Annotated in this window: 41 protein-coding genes and 1 pseudogene; 35 read left to right on the plus strand and 7 right to left on the minus strand. The window is 68.2% G+C overall.

The features are described from left to right. The first annotated feature begins 2 nt into the window (after positions 1-2). The 31 genes from rplD (at position 3) to rplQ (ending at position 17,973) form a co-directional block, all read left to right on the plus strand. Positions 3-686 carry a 50S ribosomal protein L4 gene (gene rplD, locus ABEA33_RS13930; protein WP_345527394.1) on the plus strand — a complete coding sequence of 228 codons (684 nt, stop codon included), beginning with the start codon at positions 3-5 and terminating at the stop codon, positions 684-686. Beyond that, complete coding sequence (rplW, locus tag ABEA33_RS13935) at positions 683-988, plus strand: 50S ribosomal protein L23 (protein ID WP_345527395.1); 306 nt, start codon at positions 683-685, stop codon at positions 986-988. Before rplD ends, rplW begins: the two co-directional genes overlap by 4 nt. Positions 989-1,016: 28 nt before the next feature. Then, positions 1,017-1,853 (plus strand): 50S ribosomal protein L2, encoded by an 837-nt coding sequence (rplB, locus tag ABEA33_RS13940; protein ID WP_345527396.1) that lies wholly within the window; start codon positions 1,017-1,019, stop codon positions 1,851-1,853. Between the two features lie 5 nt (positions 1,854-1,858). After that, positions 1,859-2,140, plus strand: a complete 282-nt coding sequence (rpsS, locus tag ABEA33_RS13945; protein WP_056151906.1) for a 30S ribosomal protein S19 — start codon at positions 1,859-1,861, stop codon at positions 2,138-2,140. Continuing rightward, complete coding sequence (gene rplV, locus ABEA33_RS13950) at positions 2,137-2,577, plus strand: 50S ribosomal protein L22 (protein WP_345527397.1); 441 nt, start codon at positions 2,137-2,139, stop codon at positions 2,575-2,577. Before rpsS ends, rplV begins: the two co-directional genes overlap by 4 nt. After that, positions 2,577-3,416 (plus strand): 30S ribosomal protein S3, encoded by an 840-nt coding sequence (gene rpsC, locus ABEA33_RS13955; protein ID WP_345527398.1) that lies wholly within the window; start codon positions 2,577-2,579, stop codon positions 3,414-3,416. The genes rplV and rpsC overlap by 1 nt, the downstream gene beginning before the upstream one ends. A gap of 3 nt (positions 3,417-3,419) precedes the next feature. Beyond that, positions 3,420-3,839: a 50S ribosomal protein L16 gene (gene rplP / locus ABEA33_RS13960; protein WP_345527399.1), complete on the plus strand. Its 420-nt coding sequence runs from the start codon at positions 3,420-3,422 to the stop codon at positions 3,837-3,839. After that, positions 3,839-4,099 carry a 50S ribosomal protein L29 gene (rpmC, locus tag ABEA33_RS13965; protein WP_345527401.1) on the plus strand — a complete coding sequence of 87 codons (261 nt, stop codon included), beginning with the start codon at positions 3,839-3,841 and terminating at the stop codon, positions 4,097-4,099. The genes rplP and rpmC overlap by 1 nt, the downstream gene beginning before the upstream one ends. Next, the gene (rpsQ, locus tag ABEA33_RS13970) at positions 4,096-4,365 is read left to right on the plus strand and encodes a 30S ribosomal protein S17 (protein ID WP_345527403.1); all 270 of its coding nucleotides are present in this window, start codon (positions 4,096-4,098) and stop codon (positions 4,363-4,365) included. Before rpmC ends, rpsQ begins: the two co-directional genes overlap by 4 nt. A 107-nt stretch (positions 4,366-4,472) precedes the next feature. Then, on the plus strand, positions 4,473-4,841 hold the full coding sequence (gene rplN / locus ABEA33_RS13975) for a 50S ribosomal protein L14 (protein ID WP_203338561.1): 369 nt from the start codon (positions 4,473-4,475) through the stop codon (positions 4,839-4,841). A 3-nt stretch (positions 4,842-4,844) separates the two neighbouring features. Continuing rightward, complete coding sequence (gene rplX, locus ABEA33_RS13980) at positions 4,845-5,210, plus strand: 50S ribosomal protein L24 (RefSeq protein ID WP_345527404.1); 366 nt, start codon at positions 4,845-4,847, stop codon at positions 5,208-5,210. After that, positions 5,210-5,773: a 50S ribosomal protein L5 gene (rplE, locus tag ABEA33_RS13985; protein ID WP_345527405.1), complete on the plus strand. Its 564-nt coding sequence runs from the start codon at positions 5,210-5,212 to the stop codon at positions 5,771-5,773. The genes rplX and rplE overlap by 1 nt, the downstream gene beginning before the upstream one ends. Before the next feature lies 1 nt (position 5,774). After that, positions 5,775-5,960, plus strand: a complete 186-nt coding sequence (locus tag ABEA33_RS13990; RefSeq protein ID WP_011757321.1) for a type Z 30S ribosomal protein S14 — start codon at positions 5,775-5,777, stop codon at positions 5,958-5,960. Positions 5,961-6,040: 80 nt separating this feature from the next. After that, positions 6,041-6,448: a 30S ribosomal protein S8 gene (rpsH, locus tag ABEA33_RS13995; RefSeq protein WP_182524550.1), complete on the plus strand. Its 408-nt coding sequence runs from the start codon at positions 6,041-6,043 to the stop codon at positions 6,446-6,448. Positions 6,449-6,476: 28 nt separating this feature from the next. Further along, complete coding sequence (gene rplF, locus ABEA33_RS14000; protein WP_345527406.1) at positions 6,477-7,016, plus strand: 50S ribosomal protein L6; 540 nt, start codon at positions 6,477-6,479, stop codon at positions 7,014-7,016. 3 nt (positions 7,017-7,019) lie between these two features. Then, the gene (gene rplR / locus ABEA33_RS14005) at positions 7,020-7,403 is read left to right on the plus strand and encodes a 50S ribosomal protein L18 (protein ID WP_345527407.1); all 384 of its coding nucleotides are present in this window, start codon (positions 7,020-7,022) and stop codon (positions 7,401-7,403) included. Between the two features lie 39 nt (positions 7,404-7,442). After that, positions 7,443-8,063 carry a 30S ribosomal protein S5 gene (rpsE, locus tag ABEA33_RS14010; RefSeq protein WP_345527408.1) on the plus strand — a complete coding sequence of 207 codons (621 nt, stop codon included), beginning with the start codon at positions 7,443-7,445 and terminating at the stop codon, positions 8,061-8,063. After that, on the plus strand, positions 8,063-8,245 hold the full coding sequence (gene rpmD / locus ABEA33_RS14015; protein WP_028644811.1) for a 50S ribosomal protein L30: 183 nt from the start codon (positions 8,063-8,065) through the stop codon (positions 8,243-8,245). Before rpsE ends, rpmD begins: the two co-directional genes overlap by 1 nt. Position 8,246: 1 nt before the next feature. Then, the gene (rplO, locus tag ABEA33_RS14020; protein ID WP_345527409.1) at positions 8,247-8,687 is read left to right on the plus strand and encodes a 50S ribosomal protein L15; all 441 of its coding nucleotides are present in this window, start codon (positions 8,247-8,249) and stop codon (positions 8,685-8,687) included. Positions 8,688-8,853: 166 nt separating this feature from the next. Then, positions 8,854-10,167 (plus strand): preprotein translocase subunit SecY, encoded by a 1,314-nt coding sequence (secY, locus tag ABEA33_RS14025; RefSeq protein WP_345527507.1) that lies wholly within the window; start codon positions 8,854-8,856, stop codon positions 10,165-10,167. Further along, positions 10,167-10,742, plus strand: a complete 576-nt coding sequence (locus ABEA33_RS14030) for an adenylate kinase (protein ID WP_345527410.1) — start codon at positions 10,167-10,169, stop codon at positions 10,740-10,742. The genes secY and ABEA33_RS14030 overlap by 1 nt, the downstream gene beginning before the upstream one ends. Before the next feature lie 7 nt (positions 10,743-10,749). Next, positions 10,750-11,568, plus strand: coding sequence for a type I methionyl aminopeptidase (gene map / locus ABEA33_RS14035; RefSeq protein WP_345527411.1), 819 nt, complete (start codon positions 10,750-10,752; stop codon positions 11,566-11,568). Between the two features lie 147 nt (positions 11,569-11,715). Further along, positions 11,716-12,705: a TerC family protein gene (locus ABEA33_RS14040; RefSeq protein ID WP_345527412.1), complete on the plus strand. Its 990-nt coding sequence runs from the start codon at positions 11,716-11,718 to the stop codon at positions 12,703-12,705. A gap of 55 nt (positions 12,706-12,760) precedes the next feature. Next, complete coding sequence (locus tag ABEA33_RS14045) at positions 12,761-13,780, plus strand: LLM class flavin-dependent oxidoreductase (RefSeq protein WP_345527413.1); 1,020 nt, start codon at positions 12,761-12,763, stop codon at positions 13,778-13,780. A 276-nt stretch (positions 13,781-14,056) separates the two neighbouring features. Next, positions 14,057-14,278, plus strand: a complete 222-nt coding sequence (infA, locus tag ABEA33_RS14050; protein WP_026145687.1) for a translation initiation factor IF-1 — start codon at positions 14,057-14,059, stop codon at positions 14,276-14,278. A gap of 26 nt (positions 14,279-14,304) precedes the next feature. Then, positions 14,305-14,418: a 50S ribosomal protein L36 gene (gene rpmJ / locus ABEA33_RS14055; protein WP_028644817.1), complete on the plus strand. Its 114-nt coding sequence runs from the start codon at positions 14,305-14,307 to the stop codon at positions 14,416-14,418. Between the two features lie 150 nt (positions 14,419-14,568). Continuing rightward, the gene (gene rpsM, locus ABEA33_RS14060; RefSeq protein ID WP_345527414.1) at positions 14,569-14,943 is read left to right on the plus strand and encodes a 30S ribosomal protein S13; all 375 of its coding nucleotides are present in this window, start codon (positions 14,569-14,571) and stop codon (positions 14,941-14,943) included. Between the two features lie 80 nt (positions 14,944-15,023). Beyond that, positions 15,024-15,431, plus strand: coding sequence for a 30S ribosomal protein S11 (gene rpsK / locus ABEA33_RS14065; RefSeq protein WP_028644819.1), 408 nt, complete (start codon positions 15,024-15,026; stop codon positions 15,429-15,431). 30 nt (positions 15,432-15,461) lie between these two features. Next, positions 15,462-16,070: a 30S ribosomal protein S4 gene (gene rpsD, locus ABEA33_RS14070; RefSeq protein WP_345527415.1), complete on the plus strand. Its 609-nt coding sequence runs from the start codon at positions 15,462-15,464 to the stop codon at positions 16,068-16,070. Positions 16,071-16,179: 109 nt separating this feature from the next. Continuing rightward, positions 16,180-17,196: a DNA-directed RNA polymerase subunit alpha gene (locus tag ABEA33_RS14075; RefSeq protein ID WP_345522317.1), complete on the plus strand. Its 1,017-nt coding sequence runs from the start codon at positions 16,180-16,182 to the stop codon at positions 17,194-17,196. 72 nt (positions 17,197-17,268) lie between these two features. Continuing rightward, positions 17,269-17,973: a 50S ribosomal protein L17, sunset domain variant gene (rplQ, locus tag ABEA33_RS14080; protein ID WP_345527416.1), complete on the plus strand. Its 705-nt coding sequence runs from the start codon at positions 17,269-17,271 to the stop codon at positions 17,971-17,973. Positions 17,974-17,998: 25 nt separating this feature from the next. Here the strand turns inward: rplQ and ABEA33_RS14085 are convergent, their stop codons facing one another. The 3 genes from ABEA33_RS14085 to ABEA33_RS14095 form a co-directional block, all read right to left on the minus strand. Next, positions 17,999-18,742 (minus strand): DUF2786 domain-containing protein, encoded by a 744-nt coding sequence (locus ABEA33_RS14085; RefSeq protein ID WP_345527417.1) that lies wholly within the window; start codon positions 18,740-18,742, stop codon positions 17,999-18,001. 30 nt (positions 18,743-18,772) lie between these two features. Further along, positions 18,773-18,952, minus strand: a complete 180-nt coding sequence (locus ABEA33_RS14090) for a hypothetical protein (RefSeq protein ID WP_345527418.1) — start codon at positions 18,950-18,952, stop codon at positions 18,773-18,775. Between the two features lie 150 nt (positions 18,953-19,102). After that, positions 19,103-19,450, minus strand: coding sequence for a GntR family transcriptional regulator (locus ABEA33_RS14095; protein WP_345527419.1), 348 nt, complete (start codon positions 19,448-19,450; stop codon positions 19,103-19,105). A 22-nt stretch (positions 19,451-19,472) separates the two neighbouring features. Between ABEA33_RS14095 and ABEA33_RS14100 the strand changes: the two genes are divergently transcribed. Then, a complete protein-coding gene (locus ABEA33_RS14100) occupies positions 19,473-20,354 on the plus strand; it encodes a PfkB family carbohydrate kinase (RefSeq protein ID WP_345527420.1) in 882 nt (293 codons plus the stop codon). Here ABEA33_RS14100 and ABEA33_RS14105 read toward each other — a convergent pair. After that, positions 20,351-22,024 carry an NAD(P)/FAD-dependent oxidoreductase gene (locus ABEA33_RS14105; protein ID WP_345527422.1) on the minus strand — a complete coding sequence of 558 codons (1,674 nt, stop codon included), beginning with the start codon at positions 22,022-22,024 and terminating at the stop codon, positions 20,351-20,353. The two genes, ABEA33_RS14100 and ABEA33_RS14105, sit on opposite strands and share 4 nt — an antisense overlap. Positions 22,025-22,062: 38 nt before the next feature. Between ABEA33_RS14105 and truA the strand changes: the two genes are divergently transcribed. Genes truA through ABEA33_RS14120 form a run of 3 tightly spaced genes read left to right on the plus strand, consistent with a single transcriptional unit; the run spans position 22,063 to position 24,196 of the window. Then, entirely contained in the window at positions 22,063-22,866 is an 804-nt protein-coding gene (gene truA / locus ABEA33_RS14110) for a tRNA pseudouridine(38-40) synthase TruA (RefSeq protein WP_345527423.1), read from the plus strand. Next, on the plus strand, positions 22,859-23,470 hold the full coding sequence (locus ABEA33_RS14115; RefSeq protein ID WP_345527424.1) for a class I SAM-dependent methyltransferase: 612 nt from the start codon (positions 22,859-22,861) through the stop codon (positions 23,468-23,470). Before truA ends, ABEA33_RS14115 begins: the two co-directional genes overlap by 8 nt. Positions 23,471-23,485: 15 nt before the next feature. Further along, positions 23,486-24,196, plus strand: coding sequence for a hypothetical protein (locus tag ABEA33_RS14120; protein ID WP_345527425.1), 711 nt, complete (start codon positions 23,486-23,488; stop codon positions 24,194-24,196). On the opposite strand, the gene ABEA33_RS14125 is transcribed toward ABEA33_RS14120, so the two are convergent. From ABEA33_RS14125 to ABEA33_RS14135, 3 genes and pseudogenes are all read right to left on the minus strand, one after another. Further along, the gene (locus ABEA33_RS14125) at positions 24,193-24,873 is read right to left on the minus strand and encodes a maleylpyruvate isomerase family mycothiol-dependent enzyme (protein ID WP_345527426.1); all 681 of its coding nucleotides are present in this window, start codon (positions 24,871-24,873) and stop codon (positions 24,193-24,195) included. The two genes, ABEA33_RS14120 and ABEA33_RS14125, sit on opposite strands and share 4 nt — an antisense overlap. Positions 24,874-24,911: 38 nt before the next feature. Then, the gene (locus tag ABEA33_RS14130; protein WP_345527427.1) at positions 24,912-25,109 is read right to left on the minus strand and encodes a hypothetical protein; all 198 of its coding nucleotides are present in this window, start codon (positions 25,107-25,109) and stop codon (positions 24,912-24,914) included. Next, positions 25,110-25,358: pseudogene (locus ABEA33_RS14135) on the minus strand (ABC transporter substrate-binding protein); the annotation flags it as partial. Positions 25,359-25,699 lie beyond the last annotated feature (341 nt).

Consider the following 25,699-nt stretch of genomic DNA (forward strand, 5'->3'; position numbering starts at 1 on the left):
GCATGGCTACCACTGAGAAGCCCGCCGCGAAGAAGACTGCCACGAAGAAGAGCGCCGCGAAGGCCTCGGCCCCCAAGAAGGTCACAGTCGACCTTCCCGCCGAGATCTTCGACGTCGAGGTCAACATCCCGCTGATCCACCAGGTCGTCGTGGCCCAGCAGGCCGCTGCTCGTCAGGGCACCGCGTCCACCAAGCGTCGCGGCGAGGTCCGCGGCGGTGGCCGCAAGCCCTACAAGCAGAAGGGCACCGGTCGCGCCCGCCAGGGCTCGACCCGCGCGCCGCAGTTCGCCGGTGGTGGCGTCGTCCACGGCCCCAAGCCGCGTGACTACGACCAGCGGACCCCCAAGAAGATGAAGGCCGCCGCCCTGCGTGGCGCCCTCTCCGACCGGGCCCGCAACGACCGCGTGCACGTCATCGAGTCGCTGGTCAGCGCCGAGGTGCCGTCGACCAAGGCCGCTATCGCCGCCCTGGCGTCGGTCTCGGACCGCAGCAACTTCCTCGTCGTGCTCGAGCGCACCGACTCGGTCACCTGGCTGTCGCTGCGCAACGCCCCCGAGGTGCACATCGTGGCTGTCGACCAGCTCAACACCTACGACGTGCTGGCCTCTGACGACGTTGTCTTCACCAAGGGCGCCTTCGACGCTCTGGTGAGCGGCGGCACGAAGATCGAGGAGGATGCCAAGTGAGCACCCTGCACAAGGACCACCGCGACATCCTGCTCGCGCCGGTCGTGTCCGAGAAGAGCTACTCGCTCCTCGACGCGAACAAGTACACCTTCCTGGTGCACCCGGACGCGAACAAGACCGAGATCAAGATCGCGGTCGAGAAGATCTTCAACGTCAAGGTGACCTCGGTCAACACGCTGAACCGCGCGGGCAAGACGCGGCGCACCCGCAACGGCCTGGGCAAGCGCAAGGACACGAAGCGCGCGATCGTCAGCCTCGCCGAGGGTGACCGCATCGACATCTTCGGAGGCCCGGTCTCCTGACCGGCGCGGACTAGAGGACTGAAGACACATGGCTATCCGTAAGTACAAGCCGACCACCCCGGGCCGTCGCGGCTCGTCGGTCGCCGACTTCGTCGAGATCACCCGGACCACTCCGGAGAAGTCGCTGACGCGTCCGCTGCCCAAGAAGGGCGGCCGCAACAACCAGGGCCGGATCACCACCCGGCACCAGGGTGGCGGTCACAAGCGGGCCTACCGCATCATCGACTTCCGTCGCTACGACAAGGACGGCGTGCCGGCCAAGGTCGCGCACATCGAGTACGACCCGAACCGCACCGCGCGCATCGCGCTGCTGCACTACGCCGACGGCGAGAAGCGCTACATCATCGCGCCGAAGGACCTGGTGCAGGGCACGCCGGTCGAGTCGGGTCCCAACGCCGACATCAAGCCGGGCAACAACCTGCCGCTGCGCAACATCCCCGTCGGTACGACGATCCACTGCGTGGAGCTGCGTCCCGGTGGCGGTGCGAAGATCGCCCGCTCGGCCGGCAACAGCGCTCAGCTCGTTGCCCGTGAGGGCTCCCGCGCCACGCTGCGTCTGCCCTCGGGCGAGATGCGGTTCGTGGACGTGCGCTGCCGCGCCACCGTGGGTGAGGTCGGCAACGCCGAGCAGTCCAACATCAACTGGGGCAAGGCCGGCCGCATGCGCTGGAAGGGCAAGCGCCCGACCGTCCGTGGTGTCGTCATGAACCCGGTCGACCACCCGCACGGTGGTGGAGAGGGCAAGACCTCCGGTGGCCGCCACCCGGTCTCGCCGTGGGGCAAGCCCGAGGGCCGTACGCGCAAGCGCAAGGCCAGCGACTCCCAGATCATCCGTCGCCGCAAGACCGGCAAGGGTAGGAAGTAACAGATATGCCTCGTAGCCTGAAGAAGGGCCCCTTCATCGACGACCACCTTCAGAAGAAGGTGGACGCCGAGAACGCCAAGGGCTCCCACAACGTCATCAAGACGTGGTCACGCCGCTCCATGATCATCCCCGACATGATCGGCCACACGATCGCGGTCCACGACGGTCGCAAGCACGTTCCGGTCTTCGTGACCGACGCGATGGTCGGCCACAAGCTCGGGGAGTTCGCTCCCACCCGCACCTACCGCGGGCACGTCAAGGAAGACCGGAAGGGGCGTCGTCGATGAGCACCACCGAGCGCCAGCGCACCAGCGCGCGCCGCGAGACGCTTCTCGGCGACCAGCCGGGCGCCTACGCGAGTGCCCGCTTCGTGCGGATCACCCCGATGAAGGCCCGGCGTGTCGTCGACATGGTCCGCGGCATGACCGTCGAGGAGGCCCGTCCGCTGCTGAAGTTCGCGCCGCAGGCCGCCGCCGAGACCGTCCTGAAGGTGCTCAACAGCGCCGTCGCGAATGCCGAGACCACTGAGGGTCTCGCCACGAACGACCTGGTGATCTCCGTCGCGCAGGTCGACGAGGGCCCCACGATGAAGCGGTGGCGTCCGCGTGCGCAGGGTCGTGCGACCCGCATCAACAAGCGCACCAGCCACATCACGCTGGTCGTCCAGCCGGCCGAGGTCGTAGCTGCGGCGAAGGCGACCCCCAAGAAGAGGAAGAGTGCCTGATGGGCCAGAAGATCAACCCGAACGGCTTCCGCTTGGGCATCTCGACGGACCACAAGAGCCGTTGGTACGCCGACAAGCTCTACAAGTCGTACGTCGGCGAGGACGTCGCCATCCGCAAGCTGCTCTCCAAGGGCATGGAGCGGGCCGGCATTGCCAAGGTCGAGATCGAGCGCACCCGTGACCGCGTCCGTGTGGACATCCACACCGCGCGTCCCGGCATCGTCATCGGTCGCCGCGGCGCCGAGGCCGATCGCATCCGTGGCGAGCTCGAGAAGCTCACCGGCAAGCAGGTCCAGCTGAACATCCTCGAGGTCAAGAACCCCGAGATCGACGCTCAGCTGGTCGCCCAGGGCGTTGCCGAGCAGCTCACCGGCCGCGTGCAGTTCCGTCGCGCCATGCGCAAGGCCATGCAGACCTCGATGCGGTCCGGTGCCAAGGGCATCCGGATCCAGTGCTCCGGTCGCCTCAACGGTGCCGAGATGTCGCGCACCGAGTTCTACCGCGAGGGTCGCGTCCCGCTGCACACGCTGCGTGCCGACATCGACTACGGCTTCTACGAGGCCAAGACGACCTTCGGCCGCATCGGCGTGAAGGTCTGGATCTACAAGGGTGAGGTTGCCGGCACCCGTGCCGAGCGCCAGGCCCAGGCCGCCGCCCGCGCCGGTGTCCCCGGTCGCAGCGGTCGCCCGCAGCGTGACGGTGCCCGTGGCAACGACCGCCCGACGCGCGGCACCCGTGCCGACCGTCCGACGCGTGCGGACCGCGGCGACGCCGCTCCCGCCGCTGACGCGCCGGTCGAGGCCTCGGCTCCCGCCGCCGACACCCCGAAGGAGGCCTGAGCCATGTTGATGCCCCGTCGTGTCAAGCACCGCAAGCAGCACCACCCCAAGCGGACGGGTGCGGCCAAGGGTGGCACGAAGCTCGCCTTCGGCGACTTCGGCATCCAGGCGATCGAGGGTCACTACGTCACGAACCGGCAGATCGAGTCGGCTCGTATCGCGATGACCCGCCACATCAAGCGTGGCGGCAAGGTCTGGATCAACATCTACCCGGACCGCCCGCTGACCAAGAAGCCTGCTGAGACCCGCATGGGTTCCGGTAAGGGTTCCCCGGAGTGGTGGATCGCCAACGTGAAGCCCGGCCGTGTGATGTTCGAACTTTCCGGCGTCGACGAGACGACTGCCCGCGAGGCCATGCGCCGCGCGATGCACAAGCTCCCGATGAAGTGCCGGTTCATTTCCCGTGAGGCAGGTGAATTCTGATGGCAGTCAAGTCTCACGAGCTCGACGACCTGAACGCTGTGGACCTCGAGTCCAAGCTGCGCGAGGCCAAGGAGGAGCTCTTCAACCTCCGCTTCCAGGCGGCCACCGGCCAGCTGGAGAGCCACGGTCGTCTGCGGACGGTCAAGAAGGACATCGCCCGGATCTACACGGTGGTGCGTGAGCGCGAGCTCGGCATCCGGCCGACCCCGGGCCAAGACTCTGATGAGCAGGACAGCAACGAGGATGGTGACGCCAAGTGAGCGAGCAGACCGCTGAGCGGAACGCCCGCAAGGTCCGTGAGGGCCTGGTCGTCTCCGACAAGATGGACAAGACCGTCGTCGTGTCGGTCGAGGACCGCGTCAAGCACGCCATGTACGGCAAGGTCCTTCGTCGGACCAGCAAGTACAAGGCGCACGACGAGAACAACGAGTGCGGCATCGGCGACCGCGTGCTCCTCATGGAGACCCGCCCGTTGTCGGCCACCAAGCGCTGGCGCGTCGTCGAGATCCTCGAGAAGGCCAAGTAACGCTTCGCGCCTCGTCCTCGGACGGGACCGGACAAACCCCAATGAAGTTCGGCCAGGCTCATCGCTCGTGAAGCGCTGAGAACCAGCTCGACAACCAGGAGAAACTGATGATCCAGCAGGAGTCGCGACTCAAGGTCGCCGACAACACCGGTGCGAAGGAAATCCTTTGCATCCGTGTTCTCGGTGGCTCGGGTCGGCGCTACGCCGGTATCGGCGACGTCATTGTCGCCACCGTGAAGGACGCGATCCCCGGTGGCAACGTGAAGAAGGGTGACGTCGTCAAGGCCGTCATCGTTCGCACGGTCAAGGAGCGCCGCCGCCCGGACGGTTCGTACATCCGCTTCGACGAGAACGCCGCCGTGATTCTCAAGACCGACGGTGAGCCGCGAGGCACCCGTATCTTCGGCCCCGTGGGCCGCGAGCTTCGCGAGAAGAAGTTCATGAAGATCATCTCGCTCGCACCGGAGGTGCTCTGACTCATGGGCAAGAACAGCGTGAACATCAAGAAGGGCGACACCGTCAAGGTGATCGCTGGCAAGGACAAGGGTGCCGAGGGCAAGGTCATCCAGGTGCTCCGTGAGGAGCAGCGGGTGATCGTCGAGGGTGTCAACCGCATCAAGCGGCACACCAAGGTCGTCAACCAGGGCGGCCGCGCCGGCACCACCGGCGGCATCATCACCGCCGAGGCTCCGATCCACATCTCGAACGTGATGCTCGTCGAGGGCGGCAGCGTGACCCGGATCGGCTTCCGCCGTGACGAGGTCACCAAGCGCCGTCCCGACGGCTCGACGTACCAGGCTGAGCGCAGCGTTCGCATCTCGCGCAAGACCGGCAAGGAAATCTGATGACTGAGACCACCACTGCAGCACCGCGTCTCAAGACGCGGTACCGCGAGGAGATCCTGCCCGCTCTCAAGAGCGAGTTCGACATCGCCAACGTCATGCAGGTGCCCGGCCTGACCAAGATCGTGGTCAACATGGGTGTCGGCGAGGCCGCTCGCGACTCGAAGCTGATCGAGGGTGCGGTCAAGGACCTCACCGCGATCACCGGTCAGAAGCCCCTCGTCACCAAGGCCCGCAAGTCCATCGCGCAGTTCAAGCTGCGTGAGGGCATGCCGATCGGCGCGCACACCACCCTGCGCGGCGACCGGATGTGGGAGTTCCTGGACCGCCTGCTGTCGCTGGCGCTGCCCCGGATCCGTGACTTCCGCGGCCTGAACCCGGGCCAGTTCGACGGTCGCGGCAACTACACCTTCGGCCTGACCGAGCAGGTCATGTTCCACGAGATCGACCAGGACCGGATCGACCGGTCGCGCGGTATGGACATCACCATCGTCACGACCGCCACCAACGACGAGCAGGGTCGCGCGCTGTTGAAGCAGCTCGGCTTCCCGTTCAAGGAGAACTGACATGGCGAAGACCGCTCTCAAGGTCAAGGCCGCCCGCAAGCCGAAGTTCGCGGTGCGTGGCTACACCCGCTGCCAGCGCTGCGGCCGCCCGAAGGCCGTCTACCGGAAGTTCGGCCTGTGCCGCATCTGCCTCCGGGAGATGGCACACCGTGGCGAGCTCCCCGGCGTGACCAAGTCCTCCTGGTAATCACTTCAACACGCTGAAGGTCGCCCGGCCTGCCCGTCGGCAGAGCGCGGTGCGAAACCACGGCGAGAAAGAAAAACATCATGACGATGACTGACCCGATCGCAGACATGCTCACTCGTCTGCGCAACGCCAACCAGGCGTACCACGATGCGGTGACCATGCCGTACAGCAAGCTCAAGCAGGGTGTTGCCGACATCCTCAAGCAGGAGGGCTACATCACGTCGTACGACGTGGCCGAGCCCGCCGAGGGCGAGGTCGGCAAGACGCTGACCATCACCCTGAAGTACGGCCGCAACCGCGAGCGTTCGATCGCTGGCGTGCGCCGCATCAGCAAGCCTGGCCTCCGGGTCTACGCCAAGCACACGGGTCTCCCGAAGGTGCTCGGCGGACTGGGCGTCGCGATCATCTCGACGAGCCAGGGCCTGCTGACCGACCGCCAGGCAAACCAGAAGGGCGTGGGTGGGGAAGTCCTCGCCTACGTCTGGTAACGACGAGACCGAGAAGGAGAAGAACAGCATGTCGCGTATTGGCAAGCTCCCCGTCGCGGTCCCGTCCGGTGTCGACATCGCGATCGATGGTCCGCTGGTGACGGTCAAGGGCCCCAAGGGCACCCTGTCCCACACCGTTGCGGAGCCGATCACGGTCGAGCAGGGCGATGGCGTCCTGGACGTCAAGCGTCCCGACGACGAGCGTCAGAGCAAGGCTCTGCACGGCCTCACCCGCACCCTGGTCAACAACATGGTCGTGGGTGTGACCGAGGGCTACGAGAAGAAGCTCGAGATCGTGGGCGTGGGTTACCGCGTCCTGTCCAAGGGTCCGACCCAGCTGGAGTTCCAGCTCGGCTACTCGCACCCGATCACGTTCAACGCCCCCGAGGGCATCACGTTCGCGGTGGAGACGCCGACGAAGCTCGGTGTCCAGGGCATCGACAAGCAGCTCGTCGGTGAGGTTGCTGCGAACATCCGCAAGCTGCGGAAGCCGGAGCCCTACAAGGGCAAGGGCGTTCGCTACTCGGGTGAGCACATCCGCCGCAAGGTCGGAAAGGCTGGTAAGTGACTCATGGCGATCTCACTTTCTAACAACAAGCACACCGCGGCACGCGCGAAGTCGCGACTGCGTCGCCAGGTCCGGGGTCGCAAGAAGATCTCCGGTACCGCCGAGCGTCCGCGCCTGGTGGTCACCCGTTCGACGAAGCACATCACCGTCCAGGTCGTCGATGACCTGGTCGGCAAGACGCTGGCGTACGCCTCCACCATGGAGGCGGACCTGCGCGGCTTCACGGGCGACAAGACCGCGAAGGCCAAGAAGGTCGGCGAGCTCGTCGCCGAGCGTGCCAAGTCGGCCGGCGTCGAGGACGTCGTGTTCGACCGGGCCGGCAACAAGTACCACGGCCGCATCGCGGCCCTGGCGGACGGCGCTCGCGCCGGCGGCCTGACCTTCTGATCGCGATAGATACGAAGTAGAGAGAAGAGGAAGAGTCTCATGAGCGGAGCCCAGCGCGGACAGCGTGGTGGCGGGCGCCAGGGGGGTCGTGACGACCGTCGCGGCGGCCAGGGCGCTGAGAAGACCGCCTACATCGAGCGCGTCGTCGCGATCAACCGTGTCGCCAAGGTCGTGAAGGGTGGTCGTCGCTTCAGCTTCACCGCCCTCGTGATCGTCGGTGACGGTGACGGTCTCGTCGGCGTCGGCTACGGCAAGGCCAAGGAAGTCCCGGCAGCGATCGCCAAGGGTGTCGAGGAGGCGAAGAAGAACTTCTTCCGCGTCCCCCGCATCCAGGGCACGATCCCGCACCCGGTCCAGGGCGAGAAGGCTGCCGGCGTGGTCATGCTGCGTCCGGCCGCGCCCGGTACCGGTGTGATCGCCGGTGGCCCGGTGCGAGCCGTGCTCGAGTGTGCCGGTATCCACGACATCCTGAGCAAGTCGCTCGGGTCGTCCAACCAGATCAACATCGTCCACGCGACGGTCGCTGCCCTGAAGATGCTGGAGCAGCCCGAGGCTGTCGCCGCTCGTCGTGGCCTGACCGTCGAGCAGGTGGCCCCGGCCGCGCTGCTGAAGGCGCGCCTCGAGGTCCCCGCGGGTGTCTCCGAGGAGGTGTCCCACTGATGGCTCAGCTCAAGGTCCAGCAGAAGCGGGGCACCGTCGGCATCAAGGCCAACCAGCGCGAGACCCTGCGTACGCTCGGTCTCAAGCGGATCGGCGACGTTGTCGTGAAGGAAGACCGCCCGGAGATCCGTGGCATGGTCAACACCGTTCGTCACCTGGTGACGGTCGAGGAGGTCGAGTGACATGACGCTCAAGCTGCACCACTTGCGTCCGGCGCCCGGCGCCAAGACCGCGAAGACCCGTGTGGGTCGCGGTGAGGGCTCGAAGGGCAAGACCGCCGGCCGTGGTACCAAGGGCACCAAGGCCCGCTACCAGGTCCCGGTCGCCTTCGAGGGTGGCCAGATGCCGATCCACATGCGTCTGCCGAAGCTCAAGGGCTTCAAGAACCCCTTCAAGGTCGAGTTCCAGGTCGTCAACCTCGACCGCATCAACGAGCTCTTCCCGGAGGGTGGCACCATCGGCGTCGACGACCTCGTCGCCAAGGGTGCCGTCCGAGACGGTCACCCCGTCAAGGTCCTCGGCCAGGGCGACCTGTCGGTGTCCGTGCAGGTGAGCGCCAACGCGTTCTCCGGCTCGGCCAAGGAGAAGATCGAGGCTGCCGGCGGCACCACCACCGTGGTGTGATCCCGGTTTGACCTGCACCAGCATCCTGGGCGCGGTAGTCCTGTCCTCTGGCAGGGCCACCGCGCCCGATGCGCATTCAGGCCCTTCCGGGTGGCCTGTTAGGCTTCCCCGGGTTTTCGCGTAGTAGAACGCGAGGACCGCTTCACGCTTGGAGAAAGAGGATCTCGTGCTGAGCGCGTTCGCGAACGCTTTCCGGACTCCGGACCTGCGGCGCAAGCTGCTGTTCGTCCTGTTGATCATTGTGATCTTCCGGCTTGGATCTCAGATCCCTACCCCGGGCGTCGACGTGGCCAACGTCCGTGCCTGTGTCGACATCGCCAAAGATGGCGACAGCGCCGGGCTCTACAACCTGGTCAACCTGTTCTCCGGTGGTGCGCTGCTCCAGCTGACGATCTTCGCGCTGGGGATCATGCCGTACATCACGGCGAGCATCATCCTGCAGCTGTTGGTCGTGGTGATCCCGCGGCTCGAGGCCCTGAAGAAGGAGGGGCAGTCGGGTCAGACCAAGATCACCCAGTACACCCGCTACCTGACTCTCGGCCTCGCCGTACTGCAGGCGACCGGCATCGTGGCGCTCGCACGCTCGGGCAACCTGCTCCAGGGCTGTGACCCAGAGACCTTCCCGCTGCTGCACGACAACGGGACCTCGACATTCCTGGTCATGGTCGTCACCATGACGGCCGGCACCGCCGTGATCATGTGGCTGGGTGAGCTCATCACCGAACACGGCATCGGCAACGGCATGTCGCTGATGATCTTCACCCAGGTCGTCGCCGGCTTCCCGGCATCGCTGTGGGCGGTCCAGCAGCAGAAGGGCTGGTGGGTCCTCGGCGTCGTGCTGGTGATCGGTCTCGTCGTCATCGCCGCGGTCATCTTCGTCGAGCAGTCGCAGCGCCGGATCCCGGTGCAGTACGCCCGGCGGATGGTCGGTCGCAAGATGTTCGGCGGCAGCTCGACGTACATCCCGCTGAAGGTCAACCAGGCGGGCGTCATCCCCGTCATCTTCGCCTCGTCGCTGCTCTACCTGCCGGCGATGATCGTCCAGTTCAACCAGAACTCCAGCTCGTCGGTCCTGGACTGGGTCAACGCCCACCTGGTGCGCGGTGACCACCCGATCTACATGATCCTGTTCTTCGCGCTGATCGTCTTCTTCACGTACTTCTACGTCTCCATCACCTTCAACCCGCAAGAGGTGGCAGACAACATGAAGAAGTACGGCGGCTTCATCCCCGGGATCCGGGCGGGCAAGCCGACCGAGGAGTACCTCTCCTATGTCTTGTCCCGCATCACGCTGCCTGGTGCTCTCTACCTCGGCCTCGTCGCTCTGCTCCCGCTGATCGCCTTCGCGGTGATCGAGGCCAACCAGAACTTCCCGTTCGGTGGCACCAGCATCCTGATCATGGTCGGCGTCGCGCTCGACACGGTGAAGCAGATCGAGAGCCAGCTCCAGCAGCGCAACTACGAAGGATTCCTCCGCTAATGCGCTTGATCATCATGGGCCCGCCCGGGGCAGGTAAGGGCACGCAGGCGAAGTTCATCGCCGAGCACTTCAAGATCCCCGCGGTCTCGACCGGCGACATCTTCCGCGCCAACGTCTCCGAGGGGACGGAGCTCGGCCTCGAGGCGAAGCGCTACATGGACGCGGGCGAGTACGTGCCGGATGAGGTCACCAACCTCATGGTGCGCAACCGCATCGACGAGCCCGACGCGGTCTCCGGCTTCCTCCTCGACGGCTACCCGCGCACGCTGGCGCAGGTCGAGGAGCTCGACGGGATGATCAAGTTCTCGGGCCACGCGCTCGACGCTGTGGTCTGCCTGACGGTCGACCAGGACGAGATCGTCGCCCGTCTGCTGCAGCGCGCGCAGGTCGAGGGCCGGGCCGATGACACCGAGGACGTCATCCGGCGCCGCCAGGAGGTCTACCTCGAGCAGACCGACCCGCTGATCGAGGTCTACCGGGCCCGCGGCATCGTGCACGAGATCGACGGTCTCGGCGAGGTCGCCGATGTCACCGCTCGCATCTTCGAAGCGCTGGACGTCATCCCCGAGTCCTGAGGTAGTCATGGGTCTCCTGGACCGCGGCATCGAGATCAAGTCGCCGGAGCAGATCGACGCCATGCGCAAGGCCGGCCTCGTGGTGGGCGGCACGCTCGAGCTGCTGCGCGGCCACGTCCGAGCCGGCATCTCCACGGCTGAGCTCGACGGCATCGCCGAGGAGAGCATCCGCTCTGCGGGTGCGACCCCCTCGTTCCTGGGCTACCACGGCTTCCCCGCCTCGATCTGTGCGTCGGTCAACGACGAGGTCGTGCACGGGATCCCGGGGGAGCGAGTCCTCGTGGACGGCGACGTCATCTCGATCGACTGCGGCGCCATCGTGGACGGCTGGCACGGCGACGCCGCCATCACCGTGGCCGTCGGCGCGGTGCCTGCGGAGGTCACCGCTCTGATGGACGTCACCGAGCAGGCCATGTGGCGGGGGATCGCCGCTGCTCACCTCGGCGGCCGCGTCACGGACATCTCCCACGCCGTCGAGCGGTACGTCCGGGCTCAGGGCAGGTTCGGGATCGTCGAGGACTACACCGGCCACGGCATCGGCTCAGCGATGCACCAGCCGCCCGACGTCCCCAACTACGGACGCCCGGGCAAGGGGCCACGCCTGGTGCCGGGGCTCGCGCTCGCGGTCGAGCCGATGATCACGCTGGGGACCAAGGAGACCGACCTCCTCGAGGACGAGTGGACCGTCGTCTCCAGCGACGGGAGCCTGGCCGCGCACTTCGAGCACACGTTCACGATCACGCCGGAGGGCACCTGGGTGCTGACCGCACTCGACGGCGGCGAGCAGCAGCTGACCGAGCTGGGTGTGCGTTTCGGTGGTCGCTGAGCACGTGTGACAGGATGATCCACGCAGGGGGGAGTATTCCTCAGCTGCGGGTTCGTCAACACGAGTGAGAACTCCGGGCCCGTAGGTCGTTCAGGCGGCGGAAGAGACCTCTGACGACTTGTCGTCCCCCTAGTGCAGGAGCTGTCTGTGGAGATCTCCACCCTCGAATGGACCGTCACCATCGGTGTCACGGTCGCCGTACTCCTCTTCGACGTGATCGTGATCGCGCGCGACCCGCACGAGCCGTCGTTCAAGGAGTGCATCGTCGCGCTCAGCGTCTACATCGGCGCGGCCGTCGTGTTCGGGGCCTGGATCTGGCTGTCCCACGGTCACGACATGGGGATCCAGTTCTATGCCGGTTGGTTGACGGAGTACTCGCTCTCCATCGACAACCTCTTCGTGTTCATCATCTTGATGGCCGCGCTCAAGGTGCCCCGGGAGTACCAGCAGGAGGCCCTGATGGTGGGCATCATCCTGGCGCTGATCTTCCGCGGCATCTTCATCGCACTGGGCTACCAGCTCATCAACAACTTCAGCTGGGTCTTCTACATCTTCGGCGCGTTCCTGGTCTACACGGCCGTCACCCTGGTCAAGAGCTACCGCAGCCACGAGGACGAGCACCCGGAGAACAACCGGGTCGTCCGGTTCGCCCAGAACCACCTCAACGTCGGCGAGGAGTACCGGGGCCTCAAGCTCTGGTACCGCGAGAACGGCGCTCGTGTCATCTCCCCGATGCTGATCGTGATCGTCGCGCTCGGCACGACCGACCTGCTCTTCGCGCTGGACTCGATCCCCGCGATCTTCGGCATCACCCAGGAGCCGTACCTGGTCTTCACGGCCAACGTCTTCGCGCTGATGGGGCTGCGCCAGCTCTACTTCCTGCTCGGCGGGCTGCTCGAGCGCCTCGTCTACCTGTCGCTGGGGCTGTCCTTCATCCTCGCCTTCATCGGGGTCAAGCTCGTCCTGCACGCGTTGCACGAGAACGAGCTGTCGTTCATCAACGGTGGCGAGCATGTCGACGTGCCGGACATCTCGTCCCTGTTCAGCCTCGGCGTGATCATCGTGACGCTGCTGGTCACCGGCGTCGCCAGCCTGGCCAAGGACAAGAAGGACCGCGCCGCAGCCGCCGCGGAATAGTCGGGGTCACGGGCGGGGTTGTCCCAGGGTGAGCGAACGCCGTACGACCCTGTCCGTGCTCGACCTCGTACCGGTCCGCAGCGACCAGGACACCGGGGAGGCGCTGGCGTCGACGCTGGCGATGGCCCGGGTCGCCGACGAGCTCGGCTACGAGCGCTACTGGTTGGCCGAGCACCACAACATGCCGGCGGTCGCGGCCACCAACCCGCCCGTGCTGATCGGGTTGGTCGCGGGTGCGACCTCCCGGATCCGGGTCGGCTCGGGCGGCGTGATGCTGCCCAACCACGCGCCGCTCGTGATCGCCGAGCAGTTCGCGCTGCTGGAGGCCGCCTTCCCCGGGCGGATCGACCTGGGGATCGGCCGCGCGCCGGGCAGCGATCCGGTCACCAGCTACGCCCTGCGACACGGCGCCGGCGGGGTGAGCGACGAAGCCGTCACGCACTTCCCGGAGTACGTCGACAACGTGCTCGCGATGATGGAGCCCGACGGCGTCGGGTTGTCGGTCCAGGGCCGCACCTATCCGTTGAAGGCCACACCGGGCGCGCGGTCGGTGCCGACCATCTGGCTGCTCGGCTCCTCGGACTACTCGGCACGGCTGGCGGCGGAGAAGGGCATGCCCTACGTCTTCGCCCACCACTTCTCCGGCAGCGGCACCGCCGAGGCGCTCGAGCTCTACCGCTCGACCTTCCGCCCTTCGCCCGAGCTCGCCGAGCCGCGAACCTTCCTCACCGTCAACGTGTCCGTCGCCGAGACCGACGAGGAGGCGTACCGGTTGGCGCTGCCCCAGCTCCAGGCGATGCTGACGCTGCGTACCGGCGGGGACCTCAGGCCGCAACGCCTGGTGGAGGAGGCGGAGAAGGTCGAGCTCCCGCAGGCTCACCAGGACCTGGTCGACGCGATGGCGCAGCGCTGGGTGATCGGCTCGCCGGAGACCGCGCGGGCGCGGATCGACGAGCTCGCCGCGACGTACGACGTCGACGAGGTGATGGTCCACCCGGTCGGCGCTGCCTACACAGGCACCGACCCCGATCGGAGTCCCGCCCGCGAGGAGACGCTGCGCCTGCTGGCTGGGTGACCTCGCCCGCCGAATTCGTGTTTCCCGGCGGTTTCCGCGTAAACTGGCGTGTCGGCCCAACGTGGGTCTGCTCTGTGGTGCCTCGCGGCTGCCCGGAAGCTGGATGACTCGCTCGCAAGAGCGGTCCGCTGGCGTGCCGGGGATGAGGTTCTCGGAGCGGCCGCACGAGGTCCACCACCGCATCCGTGCGGTGGAGGTTCGCGGTCCGACCCGGTTCCGGCCCAGCCCGGCACCGGTGCACCACGGTAGACAACCGATCGACAGATTGTGGAGGACATGCCGAAGAAAGAAGGCGTGATCGAGCTCGAGGGCACCATTACGGAAGCCCTGCCAAATGCCATGTTCCGCGTTGAGCTGAGCAACGGGCACAAGGTCCTCGCCCACATCAGCGGCAAGATGCGCCAGCACTACATCCGGATCCTCCCCGAGGACCGCGTGGTGGTGGAGCTGTCGCCGTACGACCTCACTCGGGGTCGGATCGTCTACCGCTACAAGTAAGCAGCCAACTGAAAGGGCCCTCCCCAGTGAAGGTCAAGCCGAGCGTCAAGGCGATCTGCGACAAGTGCAAGGTGATTCGTCGCCACGGCCGCGTCATGGTGATCTGCGAGAACCCGCGTCACAAGCAGCGCCAGGGCTGATTCAGCCCACAACTCAACACACCTCAACGTGATCGCTTAGGGCCCAGCAGGGTCCGAATCACCTCCGGAGCAGAAGGCCGGAGCCCGTCCGACGAGGGCCGGGACGCGTCACGACAGACACCTCTGTGGAACCGAGAAGGAAACCGCCACATGGCACGCCTCGTTGGTGTTGACCTCCCGCGCGACAAGCGCATCGAGATCGCACTCACCTACATCTACGGCATCGGCCGTACCCGCGCCCAGCAGCTCCTGGAGACCACCGGGGTCAGCCCCGACCTCCGCGTCCACGAGCTGGGGGACGAAGAGCTGGTCAAGCTCCGTGACGCGATCGAAGCCAACTTCAAGATCGAGGGTGACCTCCGTCGCGAGGTCCAGGCTGACATCCGTCGCAAGATCGAGATCGGCAGCTACCAGGGTCGCCGCCACCGTCAGGGCCTCCCGGTCCGCGGTCAGCGCACCAAGACCAACGCTCGGACCCGCAAGGGCCCGAAGCGCACGGTTGCCGGCAAGAAGAAGGCCAAGTGATCGATCTCGACCAGCTCGCATGAGCTGTCGGATCTCACTTCCTTCCCACTCACAGACCAGCTACTTCAGGAGATAACTGCATGCCTCCCAAGAGCCGCACCGCGGCTGGCGCCAAGAAGGTGCGCCGCAAGGAGAAGAAGAACGTCGCCGTGGGTGAAGCCCACATCAAGAGCACGTTCAACAACACGATCGTCACGATCACCGACCCCACCGGGGCGGTCATCTCGTGGGCCTCGGCCGGCACCGTCGGTTTCAAGGGCTCCCGCAAGTCCACCCCGTTCGCTGCGCAGATGGCCGCTGAGGCTGCCGGACGCCGGGCGATGGAGCACGGCATGAAGAAGATCGACGTCTTCGTCAAGGGTCCGGGTTCGGGCCGCGAGACGGCGATCCGGTCCCTGGGTGCGATCGGCCTCGAGGTCGGCACCATCCAGGACGTCACGCCCACGCCCCACAACGGCTGCCGCCCGCCCAAGCGCCGCCGCGTCTGATCAGCGACCGAGTACAGGAGACTTGTAGAAATGGCCCGTTACACCGGTCCCATGACCCGGAAGTCGCGCCGCCTCGGCGTTGACCTCGTCGGTGGCGACTCCGCTTTCGAGCGCCGCCCCTACCCCCCCGGCCAGCACGGCCGCGCGCGCATCAAGGAGAGCGAGTACCGCTCTCAGCTGCAGGAGAAGCAGAAGGCTCGCTTCACCTACGGCGTGATGGAGCGTCAGTTCCACAACTACTACGTCGAGGCATCACGTCGCGCCGGCAAGACCGGTGACAACCTGCTCCAGCTGCTGGAGTGCCGCCTCGACAACGTCGTCTACCGCGCCGGGTTCGCCCGGACCCGTCGCCACGCGCGTCAGCTCGTGTCGCACGGTCACTTCCTGGTGAACGGCAAGAAGGTCGACATCCCGTCGTTCCAGGTCACCGCTCACGACGTCATCGACGTGCGTGAGAAGTCGCTGGAGATGACCCCGTTCATCGTGGCTCGCGAGACCCACGGCGAGCGCGTCGTCCCCGCGTGGCTCGAGGCGATCCCGTCGCGGATGCGTGTCCTCGTGCACCAGGTCCCGGTCCGGGCCCAGATCGACCTCCCGGTCCAGGAGCAGCTCATCGTCGAGTACTACTCGAAGAAGTGACTCCCGGCGCCTGCCCCGCTTCGCGGTGGGGCAGGCGCCAACCATCCTTCCGTCACCAGTCACATTCGGATCTGTCAAATAGCGGGTAGGTCCGGAAAGGAAAGAACCAGTGCTCATCGCACAGCGCCCCACCCTGTCGGAAGAGTCCGTCGACGAGTTCCGCTCGCGGTTCGTGATCGAGCCGCTGGAGCCTGGCTTCGGCTACACCCTCGGCAACTCGCTGCGCCGTACGCTCCTGAGCTCCATCCCGGGTGCGTCGGTCACCAGCATCAAGGTCGACACCGTCCTTCACGAGTTCTCGACGATCGAGGGCGTCAAGGAAGACGTCACCGAGATCATCCTCAACCTCAAGGGCCTGGTCGTCTCCTCGGAGCACGACGAGCCAGTCACGATGTACCTGCGCAAGTCGGGTGCCGGTGACGTGACCGCCGCTGACATCGCGCCTCCGGCCGGTGTCGAGGTGCACAACCCCGACCTCAAGATCGCCACGCTGTCCGACAAGGGCAAGCTGGAGATGGAGCTGGTCGTGGAGCGTGGCCGTGGCTATGTGTCCGCCGTCCAGAACAAGGGCGCGGACAACGAGATCGGCCGGATGCCGGTCGACTCGATCTACAGCCCGGTCATGAAGGTCACCTACAAGGTCGAGGCGACTCGTGTCGAGCAGCGCACCGACTTCGACAAGCTCGTCATCGACGTCGAGACCAAGCCGTCGATCCGTCCCCGCGACGCGATCGCCTCGGCCGGCAAGACCCTGGTCGAGCTCTTCGGCCTGGCGCGCGAGCTCAACGTCGAGGCCGAGGGCATCGACATCGGCCCGTCGCCCGTCGACGAGCAGCTGGCTGCCGACCTCGCCCTCCCGGTCGAGGACCTGCAGCTGACCGTCCGGTCCTACAACTGCCTCAAGCGCGAGGGCATCCACACCGTGGGTGAGCTCATCAGCCGCTCGGAGCAGGACCTGCTCGACATCCGCAACTTCGGTGCGAAGTCCATCGACGAGGTCAAGGCCAAGCTGGTCGAGATGGGTCTGTCCCTCAAGGACAGCGCGCCCGGCTTCGACCCGCACGCTGCTCTGGCGGCGTACGGCGACGACGAGGACGACGCATTCGTCGAGGACGAGCAGTACTGACCCGAAACCGGCCAGCAAACGCTGGTCGTCTACCCCGGTACCTGACACGGCCGGAGAGAAAAGAGAGAAGCAATGCCTAAGCCCACCAAGGGTCCCCGCCTCGGCGGTAGCGCCGCTCACCAGCGCCTCATCCTGTCGAACCTGTCGACCCAGCTCTTCGAGCACGGTCGGATCACGACGACGGAGGCTCGCGCCCGTGCCCTGCGCCCGGTCGCCGAGAAGCTGATCACCAAGGCGAAGAAGGGCGACCTGCACAACCGTCGCGAGGTCCTCAAGACCATCCGCGACAAGTCGGTCGTCCACGTGCTCTTCACGGAGATCGCGCCCACCTTCGCCGAGCGTCCGGGTGGCTACACCCGGATCACCAAGATCGGCCCGCGCAAGGGCGACAACGCGCCCATGGCGGTCATCGAGCTGGTGACCGAGGCCTACACGCCGTCGGCGCCGAAGACGAAGAAGGCCGCTCCGGCCGCTGCCACCCCGGCTCCGGTCGAGGAGGCTCCCGCCGAGGAGACCGTCGTCGAGGTCGAGGGCGTCGAGACCGACGTCTTCGAGGAGACCGAGGGTGGCACGTCCGGCAAGTACGCCGGATCCAGCGTGCCGCTCGAGGACGCCAGCGTTGCCCCCGAGGGCTTCCCGATCAAGGGCAACGAGGACTCGATGAAGTACCACATGCCCGATGGCCAGTGGTTCGAGCAGACCGCGGCCGAGGTCTGGTTCGACACCGAGGAGTCCGCGATCGCCGCTGGCTTCACGAAGGCCGGCGAGGGCGAGTAACACCCAGCAGTCAGCCGAAGGCCCGTCACCTCTGCAGGTGGCGGGCCTTCGTCGTCTGCTCCACCGGGCGCCCGCCGAGGTCGGCGCGCTGTCCGGCGGCCCACCCGTCGGCGACACCGGAGCCGGACAGCGACCGCGGTCGGGCCGTGGTGAGCTTGGGGTAGGCAGCGTGCATCGTCGACTCCACCTGCGCCGACCGGTCGGCGAGCACGAGGCCAGATGACCGGCCAGCAGCTGCGAACCGGGGCGCAGCCTCGGTCTCCGCGCGCGCCTCCGCAGCGGCGAGCCGGCGACCGATCGCCATCCGAAATCCCGCCAGCCACGATCGGCGGAAGGCAGCGGCGTGCTCGCCCGTGGGGACCCGGGTCCGGGCCAACCCGGTGGCGCTCTGGAGCAGCAGGCTCGTGTAGAGCAACTCGGTGCGCTCGAGGTCGGACGCGTGCCCGAAGAGGTGCATCGAGCGCTCCTTGCCGCCCACCGTGTGTCGGGTCCGGGTGACGGCCCGACACCGCAGGAGGGTGGCGATCGTGGAGAGCAGGTCGGCCTTGTCGGCGGCGTACGGCGCGTCGAGGTCCAGGACGCGGTCGCCCACCGGGTCGGAGCCGGGGACGGCCGCCGCCAGCAGGGCCTGGTCGATGCCGTAGTCGGCGATCAGCTGGGCTGCCTTCGCGGTGTAGGTCTCCGCCTCGTGGAGGGTCGCGGCGGGATCCTCGGCGAGCGCAAGCAGCTTGCGGACCTTGGCGAGGATGGGGTCATCGGGCGTGGTCATCCGGCCTCCGTGGCGTCGGGTTCGTCGTGGTCACACCCTGACACCGGCCAGGGACAGCCAGCGCGGGTCATCCACAGGGTCCGTGCCGTCGACGCAGGCGCGGGCGAGAGCGGCGCGGAGCACGCGTTCGCACGTCGGGGTCGACACGTCGCCGGCCTCGAGGTCGTCGAGCGCGGCCTCGGTCTGGTGGGACTTCACGGTCAGAAGCACGACGGTGTCGTCGGGTCCAGTCGACCTCGGCTGCGGTGTCGGTGGCGGCGAGGTGCTCACCGCGGGCCACCACAGTCGTCGCGATCCCCGCGATCTGCAGGTGGGCGGGGACGACTCCACCGACCGCCCCGGCGCCGTACACGACGTACCTCATGCGCGCCAGGACTCCTCGACGAGGCGAAGCGCCTCCGGCAGCGTGAGGTCGAGGCGGCGGGCGGTAGCGACGTACGCCGTCGCGGCCGCGCGCGCGTCGCCGCTGGCACCCGAGACGAACGTCCCCCGCCGGCCTTCGGTGGTGATCACGCCGTCGGTCTCCAGGGCTCGGTAGGCCTTCGCAACCGTGTTGGCAGCCAGACCGAGGTCGGCCGCGAGGGCGCGCACGGTGGGGAGCCGGGTCCCCGCGGGCAGGTCGCCGGACGCGGCCCGGGTCGCGATCTGGGTGCGCAGCTGCTCGAAGGGCGGGACCGCCGAGTCGGCGTCGAGCGGGTGGACGTCCATGTCCGCATGGTAGAGACGACCCATGCAACGCGATGTGCTGGTGGTCGGTGAGTCCCTGGTCGACATCGTCCACGCGGCCGACGGGTCGACCCGGGAGTACGCCGGGGGCAGCGCCGCCAACGTCGCCGTGGCGCTCGCGCGGCTGGGGCGACCGGTGCAGTTCGTGACTGCCTGGGCCGACGACGAGCGCGGGCGGGTGCTCGCGGAGCACCTCGACCGTGCCGGCGTGCGGCTCGCGGCCGACCCGCAGGTGCTCACCCGCACGGCCACGGCGGCGGCCACGCTGGGCGCCGACGGCGGGGCGTCGTACGAGTTCGACCTGGAGTGGCGGATCGGGCAGGTCGAGGTCGAGCCGCCGCGGGTCGTGCACACCTGCTCGCTGGGCGCGGTCCTCGAGCCCGGCGCCACCGACGTCGTCGCTCTGATCAGCCGGCTCCGTGACGTCGCGACGATCAGCTATGACATCAACGCGCGCCCGGCGATCACCGGCACCGGGGCCGGAGTGGTCGCGCTCGTGGAGCGGATGGTCGCCGTCAGCGACCTGGTCAAGGCGTCGGACGAGGACCTGGCCGTGCTCTACCCGGACCTGGACCTCGAGGTGGCGGCGCGCCGACTGCTGAAGCTCGGGCCGGTGGCGGTGGTCGTCACACGCGGGCCGGACGGCGCGACGTGGTACGCCGAGGACACGAGGGTCGACGTCGCGTCGCTGCCCGTGGAGGTGGCCGACACCATCGGCGCGGGGGACACCTTCGGCGCGGCCATGATCGACGCGCTGTGGGACCGCGGGTCGCTCGCGGACCTGTCACCCGACGAGATCGCCGACGTGCTGGCGCACGCGGCCCGAGCGGCGGCCGTGACGGTGTCACGACCGGGTGCGGACCCGCCGTACCGCGAAGAGCTCTAGAGCGTCGTGCCCTCTGGCGCCGGCGCCAGCCACGCGTGCACGAGAGGTACGACGGACGCGCCCTCGCCGCTCGCGGACGCGACCCGCTTCATCGAGCCGGAGCGGATGTCGCCGGCCGCGAAGATGCCGGGCACCGTGGTCGCGAGGTTCTCGGGCGGCAGGCCGTCGGTCCACCGCTCCTTGGGGACGTCGCGGCCGGTGAGTACGAAGCCGCGCTCGTCGCGGGACACCTCGGGCGGCAGCCAGTCGCAGCGCGGCTCGGCGCCGAGCAGCAGGAAGAGGCCGTACGCCGGGACCTGCTCGCGCTCGCCGGTGCGCACGTCCTCCAGTCCGAGCCACTCGAGCCGCCCGTCGCCGCCACCGTCGACGACGGTCGTGCAGGTGCGCACCGAGATGCGGGAGTTGTACTCGATCTCGCCGATCAGGTACTGCGACATGGTCTCGGCGAGATCCGGCCGGCGCACCACGATGGTGACGGAGCGGGCGAATCTGGCCAGGTGGACGGCCGCCTGGCCGGCGGAGTTGCCGCCGCCGACGACGAAGACGTCCTGGTCCTCCATCTCACGAGCAGCCGTCATGGCGGCGCCGTAGTAGACACCGATGCCGACCAGATCCTCGAGCGGCTCGACCCGGAGCTTGCGGTAGGCGACGCCGCTCGCGATCACCACCGAGCGGGCGCGCACCTCGCCCATGTCGGTGCAGACCACGTGCGGGTCGCCGTCGTATCCGGGGCGCACGGCATCGACGATCTGGCCGGTGAAGAACCGGGTGCCGAAGCGCAGCGCCTGGTTGCGGGCCCGGAGCGCCAGGCGCATGCCGGAGATGCCGCGTGGGAAGCCGAGGTAGTTGCGGATCATCGAGCTGGTGCCGGCCTGGCCGCCGACCGCCTCCGCCTCGAGGATCACGGTGCTGAGACCCTCGGAGGCGGCGTAGACAGCGGCCGCCAGCCCGGCCGGACCGCCGCCCACGACCGCCACGTCGACCACGTGGTCCAGGTCGAGCGCGGTCGGCGCGCCGTACAGGGCGATCGCGACGTCGCGGACGCTGGTCGCGTGGATCACCGGCCGGTTGAGGGGGTAGACCAGCGGGTAGGCCGGCTCGCCCTCCCACCGGTCGAGGACGTAGCGGCCGCCGTCGGAGTCGGGTGGGTAGACGGTGCTCGCCATGCCCATCCGGTCGAGGAAGTCGCGGATCCCGAGGGTGAGGGCGTCGCGCACCGGCGAGACGATCTTGACCGAGACGACCTCCGGGTCGGGGACCGTCGAGCCCCAGTCGGAGAGCAGGTCCGTGATCGCGTTGTGGAACTCCTCGTCGCGGGCGCCGCGGGGCATCAGCAGGTAGGCGTCGTACTTGCCCTTGGCCATGCCGGCGCGCAGCGCGGGTCCGTCGATGAGGAACCGGTCCCAGTGCGCGGCGATCAACCGGCGCGCGGTCGGCACCTTCTCGCGGAGCTTGTGGAAGCAGTGCAGGACCTCGGCGTCGGGCAGCACAGACTCGCTTGCGAACAGCGCGACCGTGCCTCCCTCCGCGACGATGTCGTGCGTGGTCTGGAGCGCCTCGTGGCACGAGCGCGCGACGCGGACGTCGTACTCGGCCTGGTATCGGGCGAAGCCGTCGAGCATCTGGTCGGTGTGCTCCTCGGAGATGAGCACGATCGAGGGGTTGGGCACGTCTCCAGCCTAGGCAGTGGCGCAATAGAGTTGTGCGGGTGCGCCTCCGGATCGACCTCGCCTACGACGGCACCGACTTCCGCGGCTGGGCGACCCAGCCGGGCCTGCGGACCGTGCAGGGGGAGCTGCAGGCCGCGCTCGCGACCATCCTCCGGGTGGACTCGGTCGCCGTGGTCTGTGCCGGACGCACCGACGCCGGCGTGCACGCGCGCGGCCAGGTGGTGCACCTCGAGGTCGAGGAGCCGCCCGACCTCGAGCGGTTGGTACGCCGGCTCAACGGCCTGCTGCCCGCGGACATCCGGGTACGCCGTACGACCGTAGCTCCCGAGGGCTTCGACGCCCGCTTCAGCGCGCTGCGCCGCCACTACGCCTATCGCATCGCCGACTCCGCCGCCGCCTTGGACCCGCTGGCGCGGGCGCAGGTGCTCGCCTGGCTGCGTCCGCTCGACCTCGACGCCATGAACGCCGCTTCCGCGCCGCTCGTCGGTCGGCACGACTTCGCGTCGTTCTGCAAGCAGCGTGAGGGTGCCACCACGATCCGCACGCTCGAGCAGCTGTCGTGGGCCCGCGACGAGGGCGGCCTCGTCGTCGGCACGGTCGTCGCGGACGCCTTCTGCCACAGCATGGTCCGCTCCCTCGTCGGCTGCCTGATCGCCGTGGGCGACGGCCGCCAGCCCGTCACCTGGGCCGGCGAGATCCTGCGCGCGACGGCGCGCAACCCGGGCGTCACCGTGCTGCACGCGCACGGACTCACGCTGGAGCGGGTCGACTACCCGGGAGACGACGAGATGGCGGCGCGGGCCGACCAGACGAGAGCGAAGCGGGTGGCCGCCGATGCCTGAGCCGGAGCCCGAGCACTACTTCAGCGCCGATCCGTCGGTGCCCTTCGCCCGGGAGACCTTCACCTGCGAGGTGTGGGGCCGCGCGCTGACGTTGGTGAGTGGAGCGGGCGTCTTCAGCCGAGGGCACCTCGACCACGCGACGGCGGTGCTCTTCCGCGAGACCGAGCCACCCGCGCAGGGGCGGTTCCTCGACCTCGGCTGCGGGTACGGCGTGATCGGGCTGGCCGTCGCAGCCGCGGTGCCGTTGGCCTCGATCACGGCTGTCGATGTCAACGATCGGGCGATCGCCCTCGCCAACGAGAACGCCCGCGCGATGGGGGTCCACGGCCGCTTCATCGCCTGCCGCCCCGAGCAGGTGCTGGTCGGCGAGGTGTACGACGAGATCTGGTCGAACCCGCCCATCCGGATCGGCAAGGAGGCACTCCACGAGCTGCTGCTCACCTGGTTGCCACGGCTCGCGCCGGGCGGTCGGGCGGTCATGGTCGTCGGCAAGAACCTCGGCGCGGACTCGCTCCAGCGCTGGCTCGGTGATCAGGGCTACCCGACCGAGCGGCTCGCGAGCGCGAAGGGGTTCCGCGTCCTGGAGACGCGGCGCGCTGACTGACGCTACGTTTCCGCCATGATCGTGGAGGAGGCCGTGGCTCCGGCGGTGCCAGGGCGCCAGCTGGCGTGGGTCTTCATCGCCTGGACGCTCGTGGTGATCTGTCTCGTCCTGCTCAGCACGGTCCTCGTCGCCGGTGAACGACCGACCTCGTACGCCGCGCTCCGGACTGCGGTCGCCGGTGGCCGGGTCGACGAGATCCGCGTGGAGGGTGGACTCGGGGAGCAGATCGAAGGATCTGCCAGCGCGACCGTGCACTGGCGCGGCCGCCTGATGGGCCGGGTGACCTCGGTGACCGAGGCGACCTCGCGGCGCGATGCCCGGGTCACGGGTATGAAGCCACCGATCCTCGACGGACGCGTGGACGAGAAGCTCACCGAGCTCGCTCCCGACCTTCGCACGACGCGGTCGAGCGACTGGAGCTCTTACAACGAGATCGGCCCCTGGCGGGTCCCTCAGTGGACGGGCGCGATGACGGTCGTCCTGTACCTCGGCGTCCTCGGCCTCCTCGTCCTTGGCCCCAAGCCGTGGCGCGCCACGCGATGGGCGTGGTTCTGGTTGCTCGGGTCGGTGCCTCTCGTCGGAGCCCTGGCGTTCCTGCTGCTCGGCGGCTCGACGTGGGTGCTGCCACCCGCTCGGCCGGAGCGAAGGCTGACGGGCGGCTGGGCGTTCCTGCTCTCCGTCGCCATCCACGCCGCGGCGGGGTCCGTGCTCGCAGCGGTCCTCTAGGGCGCGATCGGCAGCGCCAGCAACGCCGCGGCGGTTGGGTCGTCGCACTCCTGGCGGTGCCACAGCATCAGCAGTACGTCGACGGCGGGCGCCCGGACCTCGACGACCGGCTCGGCCTCCCCGATGACGACGGGCTCGGCATCGGGGACGTCGGTCGCGACCAGCCGGAGCGTGCCCGGCAATGGCTCGGTGCGGCCGAGCTGCACCTGGCGCGGGTAGAACTCGGTCGCGACCTCGGCGACGCCGTCCCAGGCGAGCGTCGGCTCGATCGACCACTCGTCGACCCGACCGATCGCGCCGAGCAGGTCGCGCGTGTGCATCAACGTCTCGTGAGTCTGCCGGCGCAGCCACCAGCCGGTGGTCTGCTCGGTCCCGAAGGTCCATGCAGCAGCCTCGGGCCCGACCGCGGCGAGGGCCTCGCGGAGGGCACCGGCGTGCGCGGAGTACCAGCTCACCAGCTCCTGCGGGTCGGTCGGCGCCGGCTCCGACTCGCCGTCGGGGTTGCCGGCGACGACGGCGTGCCACGCCCACTGGTGCACGCCACCGAGGTGGTCGACCAGGTCGGCCACGGCCCAGCCAGGACAGGACGGCACGACGGCCGTCGGGTCGGCGTCCTCGAGGAAGTCGGCGAAGTCCCAGGTCGCGTCGGCCAGCAGGGTGCTCCAGTCGTCTGTCACGGCCGGAATTGTTCCAGCCGTGACGGACGGTGCTGGAGTCAGCCCACCGCGTCGACGTCCGGGATGCCGCTCTCGGGCGGGGCGTCGTCGGCCTGGCCGGAGTCGTCCTCGGTGATCTCCGCGTCGCCGATGTCGGTCGTCAGCACCTTGGTCAGCGGCTCGCCCTTGCCGTCCTGGAGCTTGACGGCTCCATCCCGGAGATGCCGAGGTGGCTGTCCTCGCTGTAGCGGTACCACGGCGCTGTGGGTGGGTGTGCCGAGGGAGCCGACCGTCGCGAAGACCGGGTCCTTGAGCTCCAGTTCGTTGGTGAGGCTGTTGGTCTTGGTCGGGTCGTAGCCGTCGTCCTTGACGGTGAAGTCGATCGTGCGGCCGTTGACGCCACCGGCGGCGTTGACGAAGTCGAAGTAGGCCTTCGCACCGGTGGGAATCTCGCTGTAACCGGGTGCGGCGACGCCGGTCAGGGGGAAGGTGCCGCCGATCGCGATGGAGTCGTCGGTGACGCCGACGTCACGGAGGGATGGCTCGTCGTCCTTCCGTACGGCGCCATGGTGCGGCCTCCGACGGTGGCGTCAAGGGTCCGCTTCGCCGCTTCGCGCCCATGACCGCACCGTCTCCTGCCGAGAAGAGCGCGCCTGTCGGAAGGACGCCGACCCCTGGTCGGACACATGTGTTGCGGGCCGATGCACGGTGGTTGAGGTGCGAGGGCCGCCAGGCCCGAGCCTCGAAACCACCACCCCCAAAACCGGTCAGAAGAGTTTCACGAAAGTATCCACATCCCGGTCAACCAAGGGGTTCTGAGCACCTCAATGTCGGTGGCCCCTGCTTG

Source organism: Nocardioides endophyticus, from assembly GCF_039543845.1.
Taxonomy (GTDB): domain Bacteria; phylum Actinomycetota; class Actinomycetes; order Propionibacteriales; family Nocardioidaceae; genus Nocardioides; species Nocardioides endophyticus.